10 protein-coding genes are annotated in these 17279 nt (G+C 37.1%); 5 read left to right on the top strand and 5 right to left on the bottom strand.

Annotation, left to right across the window (positions count from 1 at the left end; genetic code table 11):
- Positions 1-265: 265 nt before the first annotated feature.
- Genes GJU32_RS20290 through GJU32_RS20280 form a run of 3 tightly spaced genes read left to right on the top strand, consistent with a single transcriptional unit; the run spans position 266 to position 3102 of the window.
- On the top strand, positions 266-1315 hold the full coding sequence (locus tag GJU32_RS20290) for a FecCD family ABC transporter permease (protein ID WP_420798394.1): 1050 nt from the start codon (positions 266-268) through the stop codon (positions 1313-1315).
- A gap of 4 nt (positions 1316-1319) precedes the next feature.
- Complete coding sequence (locus GJU32_RS20285; RefSeq protein ID WP_155593737.1) at positions 1320-2081, top strand: ABC transporter ATP-binding protein; 762 nt, start codon at positions 1320-1322, stop codon at positions 2079-2081.
- Between the two features lie 10 nt (positions 2082-2091).
- Entirely contained in the window at positions 2092-3102 is a 1011-nt protein-coding gene (locus tag GJU32_RS20280) for an ABC transporter substrate-binding protein (protein WP_155593736.1), read from the top strand.
- Positions 3103-3203: 101 nt separating this feature from the next.
- Here GJU32_RS20280 and GJU32_RS20275 read toward each other — a convergent pair whose 3' ends face one another.
- The 4 genes from GJU32_RS20275 to GJU32_RS20260 form a co-directional block, all read right to left on the bottom strand.
- Positions 3204-3860, bottom strand: coding sequence for a 4'-phosphopantetheinyl transferase family protein (locus tag GJU32_RS20275; RefSeq protein WP_155593735.1), 657 nt, complete (start codon positions 3858-3860; stop codon positions 3204-3206).
- Positions 3857-7024 carry a non-ribosomal peptide synthetase family protein gene (locus GJU32_RS20270; RefSeq protein ID WP_155593734.1) on the bottom strand — a complete coding sequence of 1056 codons (3168 nt, stop codon included), beginning with the start codon at positions 7022-7024 and terminating at the stop codon, positions 3857-3859. The genes GJU32_RS20275 and GJU32_RS20270 overlap by 4 nt, the downstream gene beginning before the upstream one ends.
- 134 nt (positions 7025-7158) lie before the next feature.
- Complete coding sequence (locus tag GJU32_RS20265) at positions 7159-8907, bottom strand: methyl-accepting chemotaxis protein (RefSeq protein WP_155593733.1); 1749 nt, start codon at positions 8905-8907, stop codon at positions 7159-7161.
- A 540-nt stretch (positions 8908-9447) separates the two neighbouring features.
- Complete coding sequence (locus tag GJU32_RS20260; RefSeq protein ID WP_155593732.1) at positions 9448-9936, bottom strand: hypothetical protein; 489 nt, start codon at positions 9934-9936, stop codon at positions 9448-9450.
- A gap of 151 nt (positions 9937-10087) precedes the next feature.
- Between GJU32_RS20260 and GJU32_RS20255 the strand changes: the two genes are divergently transcribed.
- Positions 10088-11425 carry an AAA family ATPase gene (locus GJU32_RS20255; protein ID WP_155593731.1) on the top strand — a complete coding sequence of 446 codons (1338 nt, stop codon included), beginning with the start codon at positions 10088-10090 and terminating at the stop codon, positions 11423-11425.
- Positions 11418-12149 (top strand): hypothetical protein, encoded by a 732-nt coding sequence (locus GJU32_RS20250; protein WP_155593730.1) that lies wholly within the window; start codon positions 11418-11420, stop codon positions 12147-12149. The genes GJU32_RS20255 and GJU32_RS20250 overlap by 8 nt, the downstream gene beginning before the upstream one ends.
- Before the next feature lie 35 nt (positions 12150-12184).
- Here GJU32_RS20250 and GJU32_RS20245 read toward each other — a convergent pair whose 3' ends face one another.
- Complete coding sequence (locus GJU32_RS20245; RefSeq protein WP_155593729.1) at positions 12185-17275, bottom strand: DUF4132 domain-containing protein; 5091 nt, start codon at positions 17273-17275, stop codon at positions 12185-12187.
- Positions 17276-17279: the final 4 nt, after the last annotated feature.

Here is a 17279-nt window from a genome sequence, read left to right as displayed (position 1 = left end):
TAATTACTGGAAATAACTTTATTTTATTTATGAATTGAGGGATTTTTTAAGTAAAATGGAAAAATTTTTTTTAGTGATTTATCGCACCACATATCGATTTATTATCTACTAAATGTATAGATATTCAATAAATAAAAATTTTCCTGTTGTTTTTCAAAAGATTATCACTTACAATACAAAATGATAATGATAATCGTTATCATTAATAATTAGTTTGATAGATAGAGGTGAAATCTTGGATAAACAGGAAGCTAACAGAATAGGGATGGGCAATATTTATTATGTCATTATCTTGCTTTTAATAGGTGCCATTATATTATCTGCCGTTTTTTCTGTTTCAATAGGACAAGTCAGCATTCCTTTCAAGCAATCGATGGATATCTTGTTGCATGCTATATCTAATGGGAAGTTTGGCTCGCTTGACAGTGTGGATAGTGAATCCTACTTAAATATTATTTTACAGGTCCGAATGCCACGCGTGATTTTTGCATTATTGATTGGTATTGGACTTGCATTATGTGGGACTGTGATGCAGGCAGTTGTGCAAAATCCTCTTGCTGATCCATACATACTTGGTATTTCTTCTGGGGCATCATTGGGTGCAACTTTTGCAATCCTAGTTGGTTTTGGTAGTAGTGCTTTGTTAGCACAATTTGGAGTAGCTTTTGGAGCTTTTGCAGGGGCTATGATTACCTCTATGGCAGTGCTTATCTTATCTAGCATTGGAGGTAAAGCGACATCAGTAAAACTTGTGTTATCAGGTGTTGTCATCGGTGCTTTATGTAGTTCATTTTCAAGCCTTATCATCTTTTTTGCAAATAATGCTGAGGGTATAAAAACAGTTACTTTTTGGTCTATGGGAAGTTTGGCCTCTGCTAGCTGGGACAAAACACCGATTTTAACTATCGTGATTGTGCTAGGAGCTGCATTATTCCTTTTCCAACATCGTGTGCTAAATACGATGCTACTTGGGGATGAATCAGCTATCACATTAGGTATCAATTTAAGTGCTTATCGTAAATTGTATATGATTCTTACTTCGCTAATTACAGGGACGATGGTCGCTTATGCAGGTATGATTGGATTTGTCGGGTTAATTATTCCTCATATTACGAGAGGGATTTTTGGAGCAGACCATAAACGATTAATGCTAGGAACATTGCTCTTAGGGGGCCTTTTCATGATTTGGGCAGATATTCTGTCTCGAACATTAATCCAAAATGTTGAATTACCGATTGGTATCATTACTTCTGTCATAGGGTCACCATTATTTATCTATATGATTGTAAAAAAAGGTTACAACTTCGGAGGGTAGAACAATGGAATTAGTAGCAAAGGAAATAGAAGTAAAAATCGGCAAAAAGGAAATTGTAAAAAACATATCCATTCACGTGAATAAGCAGCAATTTGTGGGTTTAATCGGACCAAATGGATGCGGAAAGTCGACTTTGTTAAAAAGCATTTATAAAAGTCTGGTGCCACAAAAAGGGATGGTTTTTTTAGATGATTTAGATGTCTTGAAAAGCCCTGAAAAGAAGATTTCCCGACATTTAGGTGTGGTTGGACAATTCAATGAAATGCACTTTGATTTAACTGTACAGCAAATGGTGATGTTAGGCAGAACACCGCATAAAAAAATGCTAGAGTCAGATAATCAAAAGGATTTTGATATTGTGGAAGAGGCGTTAACACGCACGAACTTACAAACATATAAGAGTCGTAGCTTTCTGTCACTGTCTGGTGGCGAAAAGCAACGGGTTATTCTAGCAAGAACGATTGCTCAGCAGCCTAAATTTATGATTTTAGATGAACCAACAAACCATTTAGACATACGTTATCAAATTGAAATACTATCTTGTGTCAAAGATTTAAACATTGGTGTTTTAGCAGCGCTTCATGATTTAGAAATGGCAGCACATTACTGCGACTATCTTTATGCGGTAAAAGATGGAGAAATCTATGCACATGGCACACCAGAAGAAGTTTTGACACCAGAAACAATAGAAGCTTTATATCAAATAAAATGTCAAACGTTTACCAATCCAGTGACGAATGGATTAGGTTTTGCATATGGACTATAGGAGGAACACCATGAAGAAAAAATTATTATTAGGAATTGGCTTAGCAGCTTTGTTAACATTAACAGCTTGCGGCAACACATCAAAAAATACAGCTGAGGAAACACAAACAAAAGATCATTATCCGCTAACAGTTGAAAACTATACAAAGGCTGAAGGTGGGTCAACATGGGAGAAGAAAGATCAAGTATTCGATAAAGCACCTGAAAGAATTATGGCGAATACACGCCCAGCAGCAGAACTATTATTACATTTAGGATTAGGAGATAAAATCGTTGGTGTTGGTGCAAACTTCGGTGCAGTAGATCAATCTGTAGAAAAAGAATACGCTAAGCTAAATATTTTAAGTGATGAATATGTGGGTAAAGAGGTTACATTAGGAACGGATCCTGATTTAGTATTTGGTCGTGGCGGCTTATTTGATAATGCTGAATGGGGAGTAGGGACAGTAGACTCGCTTAATGAAATGGGCGTTAAAACATATGTTTTAGAGTCATCAGTAACAGGTGGCACATATGATTCAATTTACAAAGATATCGAAAATATCGGTGAAATTTTTAATGTTCAAGATAAAGCTGATGGCTTTATTAAAGAGTTAAAAGGGCGCCAACAAGATATTTCTTCAAAATTAGAGAGTATAAAAGAAGAAAAAACATTTGCTTATTTGCACACAAATGATCCAAAAGAGCTTTTTGTATATCCGGCACACGATGAAACATTCTTTAATGATGCATTCAAAATGGTTAAATTAGATAATATTTTTAAAGATGAGACAGGCGATGTAAGTGTTGAAACATTAATTGCAGCAGATCCAGATGTATTAATTCTTCCAAATTGGGATGGTTCTGATCTTACAAAAGTACGTGAGGAAATTTATGCAAATCCTAAACTTTCAAGCATGAAGGCTATTAAAAATAAACAAATGTATATTGTAGATTACAATTACATGTTCGGTTATGGCTACAACACAATTGATGGAATGGAAGCCTTAGCTAAAGAAATGTATCCAGATTTATTTAAATAATAGGTTATAGCGTTATCGCAATAGGTCGAATAAATGACACGATAAGGCACATTTATATTCATAAAAAGGGAGGAGAAAATATCATTTTCTCCTCCTTTTCGTTATCGCTGTAGAAGCTGCTGTCTAGTTAATAGTGTAACGTTAATCGCTGTGGATTCATTGTTCCAACAGATGGAAACAGGATGTTGTTGATCGAGGTAAATTAACTGTGTAGAAAGATCTTTCCTCGTTCTTTTAATGTCAATAGTATCAAGCAAATGAGGAGATTGGATTGGCAGTAGACCTGTTTTAAAACATGCTTCTTTTAATGTCCAGAGCTCATAAAAAACATGTAGAGGCTGGTGAGAGACCAATTGTAGTTCTGCCTCGGATAGTGCATAGTGAATAATTTCTTTATTTACAGGCTTTATTTCTTCAATATCAATGCCTATTCGTCCGGTAGTTGTTACAGCTAATACAATCCAATCACCAGAATGAGAAAGATTGAAATCGCCTTGCCAATGAGGATGACCTGCAATAGATGGGCGACCATATTCATCATGAGTCATGTGTAACAAGACTTCAGCACAGTAAGGGAGGAGTGCCCATCTGATAAGGGTGCTACCTAACAAGGCTCTTTGACAATCCTGCCAAAGCTTGTATTGTTTAATCTTTCTTAAGGTATCAGAAGGAAGCACGCTGATTAAGGCTTCCCATTCTGACGGTGTTAACTGTTCCCCTAAAGGCAGTGCAAATAGTTGAATATCCTGTGTTATCATTTTATCTTAACTTGTCTTGGCTCAGGGAAGTAGCCTGTTTCTATGCCAAATTGAATCATTTTATGAATAAAGGCTGTGTTTGGAGCAGCACATTCAATCTTCGTATTCACTAAAAATTCTAGTGTTTTTTTGCAATTGAAGATAAATGGTGAGTCGCTAGCTCCATCACCTTCAAGCTGCGCAATAGCTAATGATAAATATTCCTGTACATCTTTAGAATGCTCGCCATTCAATAGCCAATTCGAATATTCCTGTGGTGTCACAATCGTTAAGTCATAACCCAGTTCCTTTATCATCTCGATTAATTCTAAATAAGTGAGCGATACAGGATTACATAAATGGAAGACATGACCGTTTGTTGTTGGTTGACTTGCTAGAGAAACAAGTGCCTGGCTAGCATAATTAATTGGTGTAAAATCAACATGCCATTGTGCTGTAGGAATTTTACCTAAATAAAGCATAGATTTAATCATACGGTAAAAGGCATTGTCATCGATATTACGTTGAAATTTACCTGTTTCGGAGTGACAGCTTAAATTTCCTACACGATAGATGGAAATAGGGATTGCGTCATTTACAGCATTCCTCACAAGGTTTTCTGCTTCTAGCTTACTTTGAGTATAAACATTATCAAGCTTCACATTGTAGTCAAAGTCGCCTTTTGCCTCATTGGGGCCCCACTGAGTGGCAGCTAGCTCTTCTGGAATACCAATTGTCGATACATAATGGAAATGGACGCCTGGTTTTCGTTTTGCTAGTTCAAGCAAATAGCGCGTACCATTAACATTGACATTATTGAAATGATCAGCTGCACCAAAATGACGCACATCTGCACCACAATGAATGATGGCATTGATTTCTTCCATTAATAATTGTTCATCTTCATTGGATAGATGAAGTCTTTGTTTCCCTAAATCCCCTTGGATAACCGTTACACGATCTTTTATCTGGCGAGCAATATTATTTCCGAAATAAAATTGCATACTATCCAATAGCTTATCTTCAATAGATGTATGTGCGCTTGGACGAATAAGACAATAAATATGCGCATTTGTTGTAACTAACAGTTCATATAATACATGGCTACCTAAATAACCTGTAGCACCTGTTAATAGTACCTTCGACATCGGTAATGGCTTTACTGCTTGTAAGACTTGTAGTTGGCTTGGTTCCATTAAATTCTTGAAGATAAGGTTAGCTGGTTGCTCCCGAACTTCAACAGCTTCAGGCTGATAGCTACGAATATATTGATCTAACTCTGCAATCGTTTGATATTGGAAAAAATCTTGAATCTTTAAGAATGGTATATGCTTTTTTACTTGTACAAGAATCTCAAGTACTTTTAATGAATGTCCACCAATGTGGAAGAAATTATCGTGAATGCCGATTGGTTCGATGCCAAGTACATATTCCCATGCTCTAGTTAGCATACGTTGCGTGTCATTTTCTGGAGTAACATATGAATTACTACGAGCTGAAGTTATTTCCAGTGAGGCTAATTGTTTTCGATTAATTTTTCCCGTAGGAGATAACGGCATTTCAGGCAATTCAATAAAACGCTCAGGCACCATATAATCAGGTAAAAGATTTGCCAAGTAGTCTCTTAAAACATCTTCCTCTAGCTGCATACCATTTGCCACCGTAAAGTAGGCAAATAAATGGTTATTACCATCAGACATTCTCTTGGCGATGATTACGACTTCTTGAATGCTAGAATGATTGCTTAATACGGTTTCAATTTCTCCAAGCTCAATACGGAAGCCTCTAACTTTAATTTGTGAATCCTTACGTCCAACAAATTCGATGACACCGCTAGGTAATAGGCGAACTAAATCACCTGTTCGATACATTTTTTGTTCGGGCTTAAACAGGTGGGGTACAAAAACCTCAGCTGTTTTTGTAGGCTGATGTAAATAGCCTGCTGCTAAACCAGCACCTGCAATGCATAATTCTCCTGTTTCATAGACTGGACAAAGCTGATTATCGGCATTGATAACATACATTTCATAATTGGCGATAGGTCTTCCAATAGGAATATTAGATTGCGTGTCGGTTATCTGGCTTTTTACTTTATAGTAAGAGGACAATACTGTACATTCAGTCGGCCCATAAACGTTAATAATTTCTGTAAATAGACCAAACTTCTCATGCCATTTTTGAACAACAGCAGGCAATAGGGCTTCACCGCCGACAGATAGGTATTTTAGTGTCGTTAATTTTTCTCGGTATTCAACAGGTAAGTGTGTGGCTAGTTGTGTAAAGAAAGCGTTGGGTACAGTGGCAGTCGTTACTTGTTCACGAGCAATCATATCAGCGAATGCTTCGATTGATAGTCGCTCTATACTTGTTAGCATATGAAGTCTTGCCCCTGAAAAGAAAGCTGTAAATGTCTCTGTTACAGAGGGGTCAAAACTATAAGAGATAAACTGAGAATAAACATCTTCTTCAGTTGAGTGGTAGATTCTTTGATTGTCTGTTATCAAATTAATAACTGCTTCATGCTTAAGCATAACGCCTTTAGGTTTGCCTGTAGAACCAGACGTATAAATGATATAGGCTAAGTCTGATGGACGTACTGCACAGTGTATATTTTCTTGTGAATAGCCTTGCTCTGATTGGTTTATCGTTAACATTGTATGCGTTTGGAAATCATTATGTATGAAGTCATTCAGTAATGCTGTATGTTCGTTTTTCGTAATGATAAAAGCAGCACCCGTATCGTTTAATAAATACTGACAACGTTCTTTTGGATAGCTCGGATCAATGGGTACGTAAACACCGCCAGCTTTCAGGACACCTAATAAACTGATGATGGTTTCTTTACTACGGTCCATAACGATGGCAACATAGTTTCCATTTTGCAGACCGTTGGCAATTAACATATGGGCAACTTGATTGGATTGTTCATTTAGCTGACGGTAAGTCATCTTGCCACCTTCATAGGACAATGCGATTCGTTCAGCAAACTGCTGTGCTGCCTGATAAAATACTTCATGAATTGTGGTGTTTTTATTGTAGTCGGCCATTGTGCGATTTAAAGCTTGATATACTAATAAATCCTCATCGTTCAACAGTTGTGTACGATTGGATAATAGAGTTTGTTGCTCAAAAAGATACGTATTATTCTGTGATGGATGTACATCAAATTCTCGTTTAGTATTCAATCATGACAACTCCTATTTTAGAAAAGGGCAGACACTTATGTAGGAGTGTTTATGCCATTAGTTCCACAGAAATGAATGAATCTGTGAGAGGCTAATGGACATAAATCTCCTAATAAGGGCAGCCCTTTCATTTTTTATTTCACTACAAAGGTATTGACAACATTCAATAATTCGTCAGATAACTCGGATAATACTTGAGCTTCTTCGGAAACTCGTTGTACGGTATTTAGTTGAGAAGCAGAAGTTGCTGCTACTGCTCTTGTATTGTCTTTTGAATTGACTGAAAAATGTTCCATATCTTTAACCGCAGAAGTTACTTCTTCCATACCAGCTGCCATTTCTTCAATTGTTGCAGAGAGTTCTTGAATTTGTCCTGTCACATGATGAATGGATGTTAGTATTTGACTAAACGATTTTTCCGAATCATTGATCATGACAATTCCGTGATCCACTTCTTCTACAGCGTGAACCATGATATTTACAGATTCGTTTGTATCGTGCTGGATATGAGAAATAAGTGTGGAAATCTCTCTTGCAGATGCTTCAGACTGTTCAGCAAGCTTACGTACTTCGTCAGCCACCACTGCAAAACCACTACCAGCTTCTCCAGCACGCGCAGCTTCTATGGCTGCATTCAATGCAAGTAAATTTGTTTGGGAAGCAATTCCTGTAATAATGCCTACAATTTCTTCGATTTTATTGGAATGTTCGCCAAGCAATTTAACAGAAGCTGCAGATTGGTTAACAGCTTTACTAATAGCATTCATTTGTGCAACTGATTTATTTGTTGACTCATTGCCTCTTTCAGCTTCCTCTGATGCTAAGATTGAGGATTCGGAAATTTGGTTGGATGTGCTGGCAATTCGTTGGATACCAATACTCATTTCTTCAATTGTAATTGTACTTTCTTTTGCCTTTTGAACTTGAAGATCTGCTCCACTTGCAATTTCTTGCATGGAAGAAGCGACATTATTGTAAGAATCAGAAGCTTCCTGCATGTTTGCAGATAGTACATTGGCCGTATTTGAAACTCGGGAAGAAACGTTCGTTGTACTTTTAATGACATTTTTTAAGTTTTCAATCATTGAGTTAAAGTTTTGTGTGAGTGTTCCTATCTCATCCGTCGAAGTAACTGGCAATGGTTCAAGCTCTAAATTACCTTCAGCAACCTTTTTAGACTGTAAAGAAAGTTGTTGAATTGGTGTTAATTTTTTTCTTAAAAGGGTGTACACAGCAATAGACGAACCGATTAAGAAAATAACGGTCACTAATAACGTCCAGAGAGCTTCAGACATCGCTTTACCAGTTACCATCGATACATCATAGTCAATGGCATAAGCCGCTAACATGTTACCATCTTCATCTAAAATTGGTGTAAGACCTGTTTTATAGCTACCAAACTCATCGCTATAAATATCGGTAGCCGTTGCTTTTTTTGTTTCAAAAATCTCTTTAATTCTTGCAAGGAAATCAGGAGATAAACCCATAGCTATCATGTCTTGGTTATATTCAGCCCCTAGTTTTAATATGCTAGATGAAAGAACAGGTGCATTAATATTTTCTCCATTAACCGTAATTAAAAATAGATTGGTAATGCTATCAGAATTATCATTGATAGCATCCATTTCACTCGTTAATCGAAGGGCTTCACTATTGTTGGCTGTTGGATTATCTAATATCGATTTTAATGTATCAATATCAATTGTTTTTCCTAAGATCATGCCTTTATCATAAAGCGATTGATCCATGTCTGTTAAATTACTGTTTCTTACTATATAATAAGAAAGTCCTAAAGTAACTAATCCAAATAATAATAAAATACTTACCATTATTGCAGTTAATTTTTTACTAATGGACATATGCTGCTTCTTGCGTCTTTTCATGCTTTTCCTCCTAATATGATATAACAAATATTTCAAGTTAAGGAAGTGGAATGGATAATTTAGCCAATGAATTATACATTGAAGATTGTTATGTTATTCGTAGAAGTCTTGATGCGTTCTGAATATTTATGAATGCAATGTAATCTATTTATCCCCTAACAATAAACTACTATACTGCCAAAAAAAATGATTCACAACCCAAAAAACTTACTATTTAAAGTCTCGATTTATAAGAATAAGTGAAGAAATTTAGTTTTTTAGTCTAACTACTTTGTATTTTAAGTTGTTTTTTTACAAAAAGTCAGACAATTAATAGTATAAAAAAGAAGTATGCTCAGAACAGAGTCAATTTCAATTGAATTAAAATTTTGGCTGAAATCCCATTTTTCAATTTTGTGTTAGTTCTTTTTACTTATTTTGTCATGTGTTGCGTGCTAGGAAATACGATGGTTGTCCATAATTTTTATTATGGGAATAAAATGAAAAAAAGGCTTTTTCTTTGTTCATTTCCGAATAAAGAAAAAGCCTTTCTACTTGTTGCTATGGTCTTGGATTACCAAAAATACCTGGTAAAATGTTGGGAAGTCCTGGTATTAAAGGCGGTGGAAAACCAGGATATTGCCCCCCAGGACGTGGCGGATATGGTTGCGGTGGATATGGCTGCGGTGGATAAGGACGTGGCGGATATGGTTGCGGTGGGTAAGGTTGTGGTGGATAAGGACGTGGTGGGTAAGGTTGCGGCGGATAAGGTGGTGGATAAGGTGGTGGATAAGGTTGTGGGTATGGTGGTGGATAAGGTGGTGGATAGGAACTACCAGGCGGTGTTCCTGTACCTGCTGCAGTTATTTGACTAACATCTACAGTCACTAATTGACCGTTATCTAGCTGGATTTCTGCTGTTCTTCCTCCCGTTCCAAATGTTCGAATCAATGTACCTGAATAAGTACCTGTAGGGAGTGTCACCCATATTTTCATACCTGGGCGAAATTGACTGCTAAAATCTTCAGGAGCTAATCTAGGATAAACCAATGAAACACACCTTTCTTCATTTTTTCTAACATATGCCTATTGCTATGATTGTCATAGGCTATAGGCTAGTTGCTACTTAAGGTCGAAATTGTTATAAAATATAACAAAATTCATTATAATAAGAAAAAAGAGCTAAAAGGATGTTTAGCATATGGCGATAATCAAAATTAAAAAAATGAAAGTACAAAATTTACGAAATGTACGACAGGGTGAAATTGTTCTCGCGGTGGATTTTGAGTCATTTCTACAAGCGAATGTTGTTGGGCTGTATGGACAAAATGGCTCAGGAAAGACAACCATAGTAGATGCATTTGGTTTATTGAAGACACTTATATCAGGCTGGTTTGCTGAAGTGAAGCTACCCCCACAAGAAAAGCGACTCATATTGGCAGGCGAGCATACAGCCAGTATGGATGTAGAATTTTTAGTGGAAAATCAATTTGGTACATTTTTTGTGGATTACTATGTGGAGTTGCAGGAGGATCAGCATCGACTATATACTACGCTGGAACGTCTTTCCTATCGAGAAAATGAAAAAGGGAAGCGGTCAAAGGTTTTAATTGCTGTGACAGAGAAAGATGTCCAAATCCGTAAATCAAAATTAGCTGATTTGAGTGAACAGGCACGTATTCAATTACTTGTCATTCAACAGTTAGCAAGAAAGCAATATATGTCTTTTCTATTCCATAAAGATGTAAAGCCTTTATTACAGGAGCGACTTTCTGAGCAAGAAATGCAGCTGCTTCAAAATATTGCAGTTGATTTTAATAGAGACCTACATGTGGTAGATAATCAAAATATCGCGCCATTATTTGAAGAACGGATGATGCCATTTAGTATACATTTGGAGAAAACGAGGGGTCTTATTCCGTATGATTTAAAGGGTCCAGCTTTATTACCGGAGGATGCATTCTATGCGTTATGTGAAGTTATTGAGCAAAGTAACCAAGTGCTATCGGCTATTATTCCAGGTCTGACCATAAAAATTAATATCATCACAAAGCAGACGATGGATAATGGAGAGCAGGGTATTCGTTTTGAATTTTTGTCACAGCGTGGGGCGCAGGAATTACCGCTACGAACAGAGTCAGAGGGGATATTAAAAATTATTTCTGTTCTTAGTGTACTGATTGCTGTATACAATAATCCGAATGCTTGTGTAGTCATTGATGAATTAGATTCGGGTGTTTTTGAATATTTGTTGGGTGAGTTGTTAACAGTGATAGATGAGGATGGAAAAGGACAACTTATTTTTACATCCCATAATCTACGTGTGTTAGAGGTGCTAGCTATTAAAAACATATGGTTCACGACAACAAATGAAAATCACCGCTATATGCAGTTAAAGGGTATAAAAGAAGTGAATAATGCTAGGGATGTCTATCTGCGTGCTATTCAGCTTGGTGGACAGGATGAAGAGGTATATAAGGAAACAAAAACATTCAAAATTAAGCGTGCTTTTCGTAAAGCAGGTGTTCAGCATGACTAAAAAAGTGCTTTTAATCATTGTTGAGGGGCAGACGGAGCAAATCATTTTAGAGGAGTATCTAGATGCTTATTTTACGAATTCAACGATTCGTTTTGATGTGCAACGTGAGGATATTTTGACAAAGTGGGATGCTAATAAACGTATACCAAACATTAAAAACAGTGTATTACGGGTAATTCAGAGCTATCTCAAAAAATATAAGTTTTTAGCAAATGACTTAACTGCTGTCGTTCATATCACAGATGCAGATGGTTGTTTTATTGCACCGGAATGTGTCAAGGTGGATGAGAATATTGAGCAAAATTTATTGTATACAGAGGATGCTATTTTAGTGAAGTCAGATAAGCGTAAAGAACAAATTGAACAACGAAATGAAATGAAGGCCAAGAATGCTAAAACTTTAATCGCCAATGACCACTTTACCATTAACCGCATGAAAGTGCCTTACCAATTATTTTATTTCTCTACGAATTTAGAGCATGTCTTATGGGATGAACGCAATGAAATCCCGACAGAGAAAATACGAAAGGCAGATGAGTTTATGGACAATCTGTCAGGTACGGTTGAAGAATATTTAAAAGCATATATCCCAGTTAGTTCAGAGCTACCCTATAGAGAAAAAATGAAAAGCAGTTGGTCATTTTTAATGGAAGGCTGCCATTCATTGCAGCGAGGAACGAATGTACCGCTATTATTTGAAATGATTAAAACAGATGTACGATAAAAACAGGTGACAATATGTCACCTGTTTTTTACATTTTAGCGTGTTTGCTCATAGCTACGAATATGAGCTAGTATAGCTGGGTCTTTAATTTTTGTATCTTCACTTAGCAATAAAAGCTTTGACATGATTTCGGCTGTGCGTGGATCATCATCCACCATTGGCAAGAAAATTCGTCCACGATGCTGAGATGGGACGGCGATTATCGGAATCATTGATCCACCCATTTGATGTACCACACCACTACCTAAATGTAAGGAATAGCTTGCTAGTTTACCTTCAATTAGGGCATGCTGTTTCTTCACCTCCACGTTGTGTATCTTCAATAATTTAGCCAATTCTTCTACGATGACACTACGCATTTCAACAGTAGAGTGGCTTGCCTCAGGATCTACACCACCGACATGGGCAACGCTGACAACGAGATCAATATCTCGCATGACCTCAGAGAAAATCACGGCAGGAATGTCATCTAAGACAATATCTTTGCCTGTTAAACGATCATAGAAGTAAACACCTTCAATTGCGGGTGCCTCAATCTCTGCTGGTGTAAACCAATCTGCCTGTGCATATAAGGATGCCACAATATTTTCCTTGTAATAGACTTTACGTGGTCCTGTTTCATAACTAATTTGCCAGCCCCGTGTTTTCAACAAGGCAACTGTTTGTGACGGATTTACTTGATGTCCTGCATAACGCAATGATTGTTTCTGTGCCTTTTCATCTTCATTGATGAGATACAGCTCACGGAACACTTGCTTAAATGGTTGTTGTATTTTTTGCTCAAACAAATAGGCTTGCCATTGTCGCCATTGACCACTTTTAAGAAGATGATAAGGATGAGCAATCTTTATGGCTGACGTTGGTGTAAGTGACACAATGTCAGATGATAGTAACTGTAGGCCATCAGGTGTAAGCATTCCAATGTGCTCATCACTGATAAAAGCTAACCTTTGTAAAAGTGGAGCTAGAATCGGATGGGCTAATAAATTAATGAGCTCCTCAGCTGAAAATACTGTTTCCAATTCCATGGCTTTCTCAAGTGCTGGACGAGCTCGTTTATATTGCTCCTGTAAATCTTTTCGTGCTTCTTGCAAGGTTACAATGTCAGCATGCTTTTTTAATGCAGCAGGAATATTCTTTAGACGCTTACCATCTTTTTCAACGATAATGACAACAGAGGCATCTTCTTCAATTTGTAAATGGGCTGTAATTTGTTCGATGTGTTGTACTGTAAATAAATGCTTGATATCGTTAAATGCTGATAACTCCATGCGCCATGTGAATCGAGTGGCTTCTCCATCCCCAGCATTGCGAGCTAAATTTTCTAGTGCAATACTTGCTGCTCGTGCTTCACTTGCACGACGTTGAGCGCCAAATTGCTTACTTTCCTTTATAAACTGTTGAATGAATTGATAGCGCGTTAGGGCGTCTTTATCATCCGATTTTTTTAATGGGATAAGACCAAGTGCGCGTAGTTTATCTTTATTGCGCTTGTCTTGAATTTCTGTCATTAATGGTTTGGGGCTGAGCTTACCAATGGCTGTATCTGCATAAAGCTGTGCTCGACGATGATTGGCTCCCTCTGAAGCATATTTTGCTGCATCATAGACAACTTTGAATTTTTTTGCCCCTAGTGTCTGGTAAGCACTTTGGAACCAAGCTAAATCGAATGCACCATCACTAAAATCCTCAGCGGTTATGCTTGAGAAGAGAGCAATCTGATCTTTGGCAAAGTCCGATAAAGAATCTGTTGTATGGGCGATAAAATACCAGGCAGATTCTTTTAATCCTTCCCAGTCAATTAACTCACTAACAAGGTCGATCCAATGCTGGTTATACATCATGGCTTCGATTAAACGTTCTTTGGAAATATCCGTTTTCTCCCACGCTTCTTTTAATTGCTGTGCCGTTTCTTCTTTTTTAGGATAGCAACTTGTTAGCAGTCGAGAGAATACATCCTTTTTCGTTTCTGCCTGCCAAATATAGCCTCTTGCAAGCTTTTCTCCATCAAGTGCTTGTAGAATTTGTAAGAAATAATCAATACCCTCAAAATAAGAAATGCTACTTGCGAGTTTAGTAACAGTAGTTGGTGTATCACCGCGCTTAAGCTCTATGGCTATAATACGATCAAAAGCTTGTTTACGAATAGCAAGCAAACCTGTTAAATCTTCAAATGACTGTTGATAGCGTTCTACTAATTTATTTGGCTCATTAAAAATTTCTGAAGCAAGTGTATTTGTAAATATTGCTTCAAATAAATGATCCTGTGTCAATAAGCCAGCTTTCATTGCATCTAAATATTGGAACATAGATAAATTGTATAGATTTGGGCTATAGTTTTCTTTTTGCATGCGCTTTGTTAGCTCTTCGTTAATGGCTAGCATTTTGACGTATTCACCATAAGTTGAATAATCAGACCAGCATCGATCAACAAATGTCTCGATAATATCTAAATCAATAATTGTAGACGTAGAAGAATAGTAATAATAACCTTTATCTCTAACATTAATTTGCCATCGATCGGCAGGGATTTGATTGAATAGCTGAAGCATTATACCAATTGCCTGTTCAAAGCTATTAAATTCAGGTGCATGCTTTTCAAGTAATGAGCATGCTTCTTTATGCAACGCTGTCTCGCCAGAAATATTTTCGATATCTTGCGATAGGACCGAAAAAATTTGTTGAAGCGTATCGTGATATTTCAAGGAATTAAATTGGGCAACATGTGCTTTGATTTTTGCATATTGGAAAAAAGGTTCAATAAGCGTATGGGCTGCATCTGAAAGATCATGAGCAGCAGGGTATTCTGATAGATTATTATAAAAGTTAAAATAGGCTAAGTCCTCATTGCTAACTAATGATATCTTGATCCATTGAACAATTTCTTCTGGAATAGGGTAAACATCCAAACTAGCATGTCGCTGCCTGTCCGTTTTAGATGCCATAATACTATATTTTTGCCCCAAGGTAGTGGCGATGGGTGTGTCATTCCATTGATATGTCTCGTACTCAAATTCAGCATGCTTATCAAGTATTTGAATGAGTTGCTCAAGCTTTGATAATAGATTTTCAATATCATATTGAAAGAATTTTTCAAATGGCGTAGGTGTCTGTACATATAACGGAACAAGCTGCTGCCAAGGTTCTTCACCATTCATTTTAACGGATCCATCGACGATGCTATCGTATTGAATAGGGGGGTGCGGCGTATATAAGCCAAAGCCGTTGTCCTCGTTATACTCTGGGACATCCCTTGCTACTAATTGATCTAACAGTACTTGTTCATTTTTTGTTACTTTTGGTAGTAAGGCGCATAAGGCAATAACTTGTTCACTAGCTAAGTCGCATTCCTTAGAGGCTTCTAACAATAATTCGAGCCCTCCAAGCCTCTTTAACTGCTTACTGTCTTTTATTAGCTTTTCAGCACTTCGCAATATATGGTCCTGTGGCTGAACTTTCAAAAGCGAAATCGCCTCTTTACGAAGAGCCCCTGATTTATTTGCTAAAAGATCTTCAATTTTTGCTATTTCTTCTTCGGTTGGTGTTAGAGAATGGATTTTCTTTAAAGCAAGAGAACGATTAATCGAGCTTCGATCTCGTAAAGAATTAAATAGAAATTCACGTTGACCTTGTGTAATTGGGTCAAGACAATAAATATTCAGTAAGCCGATTCTACTTGATGGTGAGTAGGAATCTGCCTGTGCAATAATTCGTTGGAATAAAGCCTCGTCTTGTACATGATGGGCCAAAATAATTTGTGTTGAAATTAAGTCTTCAAATGACAAATGTACATAGACAAAGGATAAGGGTTTTCCTGTGATGATTAAGCCATCTTTAGTGATTTCATTCTTTGCCCAGTCAAGCTGTTCAAATAAAAGATATTCAATGCCTTGTAGCTGTGCGTTTTCTTCCATGAAACTTTGAAGGTTTTTATCCCATTCGTTATCGCTAGCATATTCGCTATTAATATAGTGATTTGCATAGAGGAAATTGCCCCATGCAAAGGCAAACAACTCGATATCTTTCGTCGTTAAAATTAAATCCTTCACAAATGGCGCTGTAAAGGAGGTTTTAGATAAATTTTTCAAAAAGGCAAGCGTTGTAAGTTGTATATGTTTGTCGCGCTTTAAGAGTTCTGTAAGTATTCCATCTAGTCTCGTATAGTCCTTTGTAGAAGTCGCCCATAATGCAACGTAAATATCAATTGTACGTTCACTTTTTAGAAGCTGCCCGACAAAGTTGTCCTCTTCGATAGCTTGAATGGCTAAAGCCAAAATTTCCTCAGTTACTTTTTGATTTTCAAAGCTATTATAGCCAAGTCCCATCCACGTATCGACTGCTCGGATTACGGAGGAGAAGCGTGTTAGTTGATGTTCTTGAATAAGCTTCATCATTTTGACTTGTGCATCAAGATTGCCATGGTCAATATTTTCTACAATCGCTTGTCGTAGCCCCTCTTGACGTGCAGCTGCTACCAATAATTTGCCAAGAGCTTCATGCATACGGCTATTGTTTGATTTGAAAATGCCACGAATTAGTGGATGACCAAAAAAGCTACTATGATGCTCATCAAATAAAATGCTCTCCACTGCCTCCTCAATTGAAGGATTTTCTAAGGATAGTTCTTCAGCAAGTAGCTGCTCAAAGACATGAAAGCCCATTACTTTTACATTTTCATTTTTCATCACATAGGAGCTATAGTTTGGATAAGTACCATGCTCATATTGACTATGGTTAACCAATAACTCCTGCAGATCAATTTCCTCAAATGTCAGCATTTCCTCTATTAATTGTAAGCATTGAAATAGATGGTCTTGGACGGGTTGAGCTGAACGAAATGATCGTCGTAAAACACCAGTTTGGAACATCGTAGCATCAAAACGTAATGCTAGTTTCTTAATCTTGAATGCACGTTCCTGTGAAGAGAATAATGTGAGAATTTCAAATAATGGCCCGTTAAATAACTCTTCAAGCGATTCGTTTTTGTGCGCAGTTATTAGCTGTTCAATTTCATAATCTCGATTGTCCATATATTTTAGTAATGCAGTTGCTAGTGGCTGTATAGCTGTTGGTGCGGTATCGATTTTACTTTGAAAATTTGTTTTTTGTTCATGTGAAAGTGTCATAAAA

The organism is Lysinibacillus cavernae, assembly GCF_009724685.1.
Taxonomy (GTDB): Bacteria; Bacillota; Bacilli; order Bacillales_A; family Planococcaceae; genus Lysinibacillus; species Lysinibacillus cavernae.
This window is presented reverse-complemented; position numbering and strand designations above follow the sequence as displayed.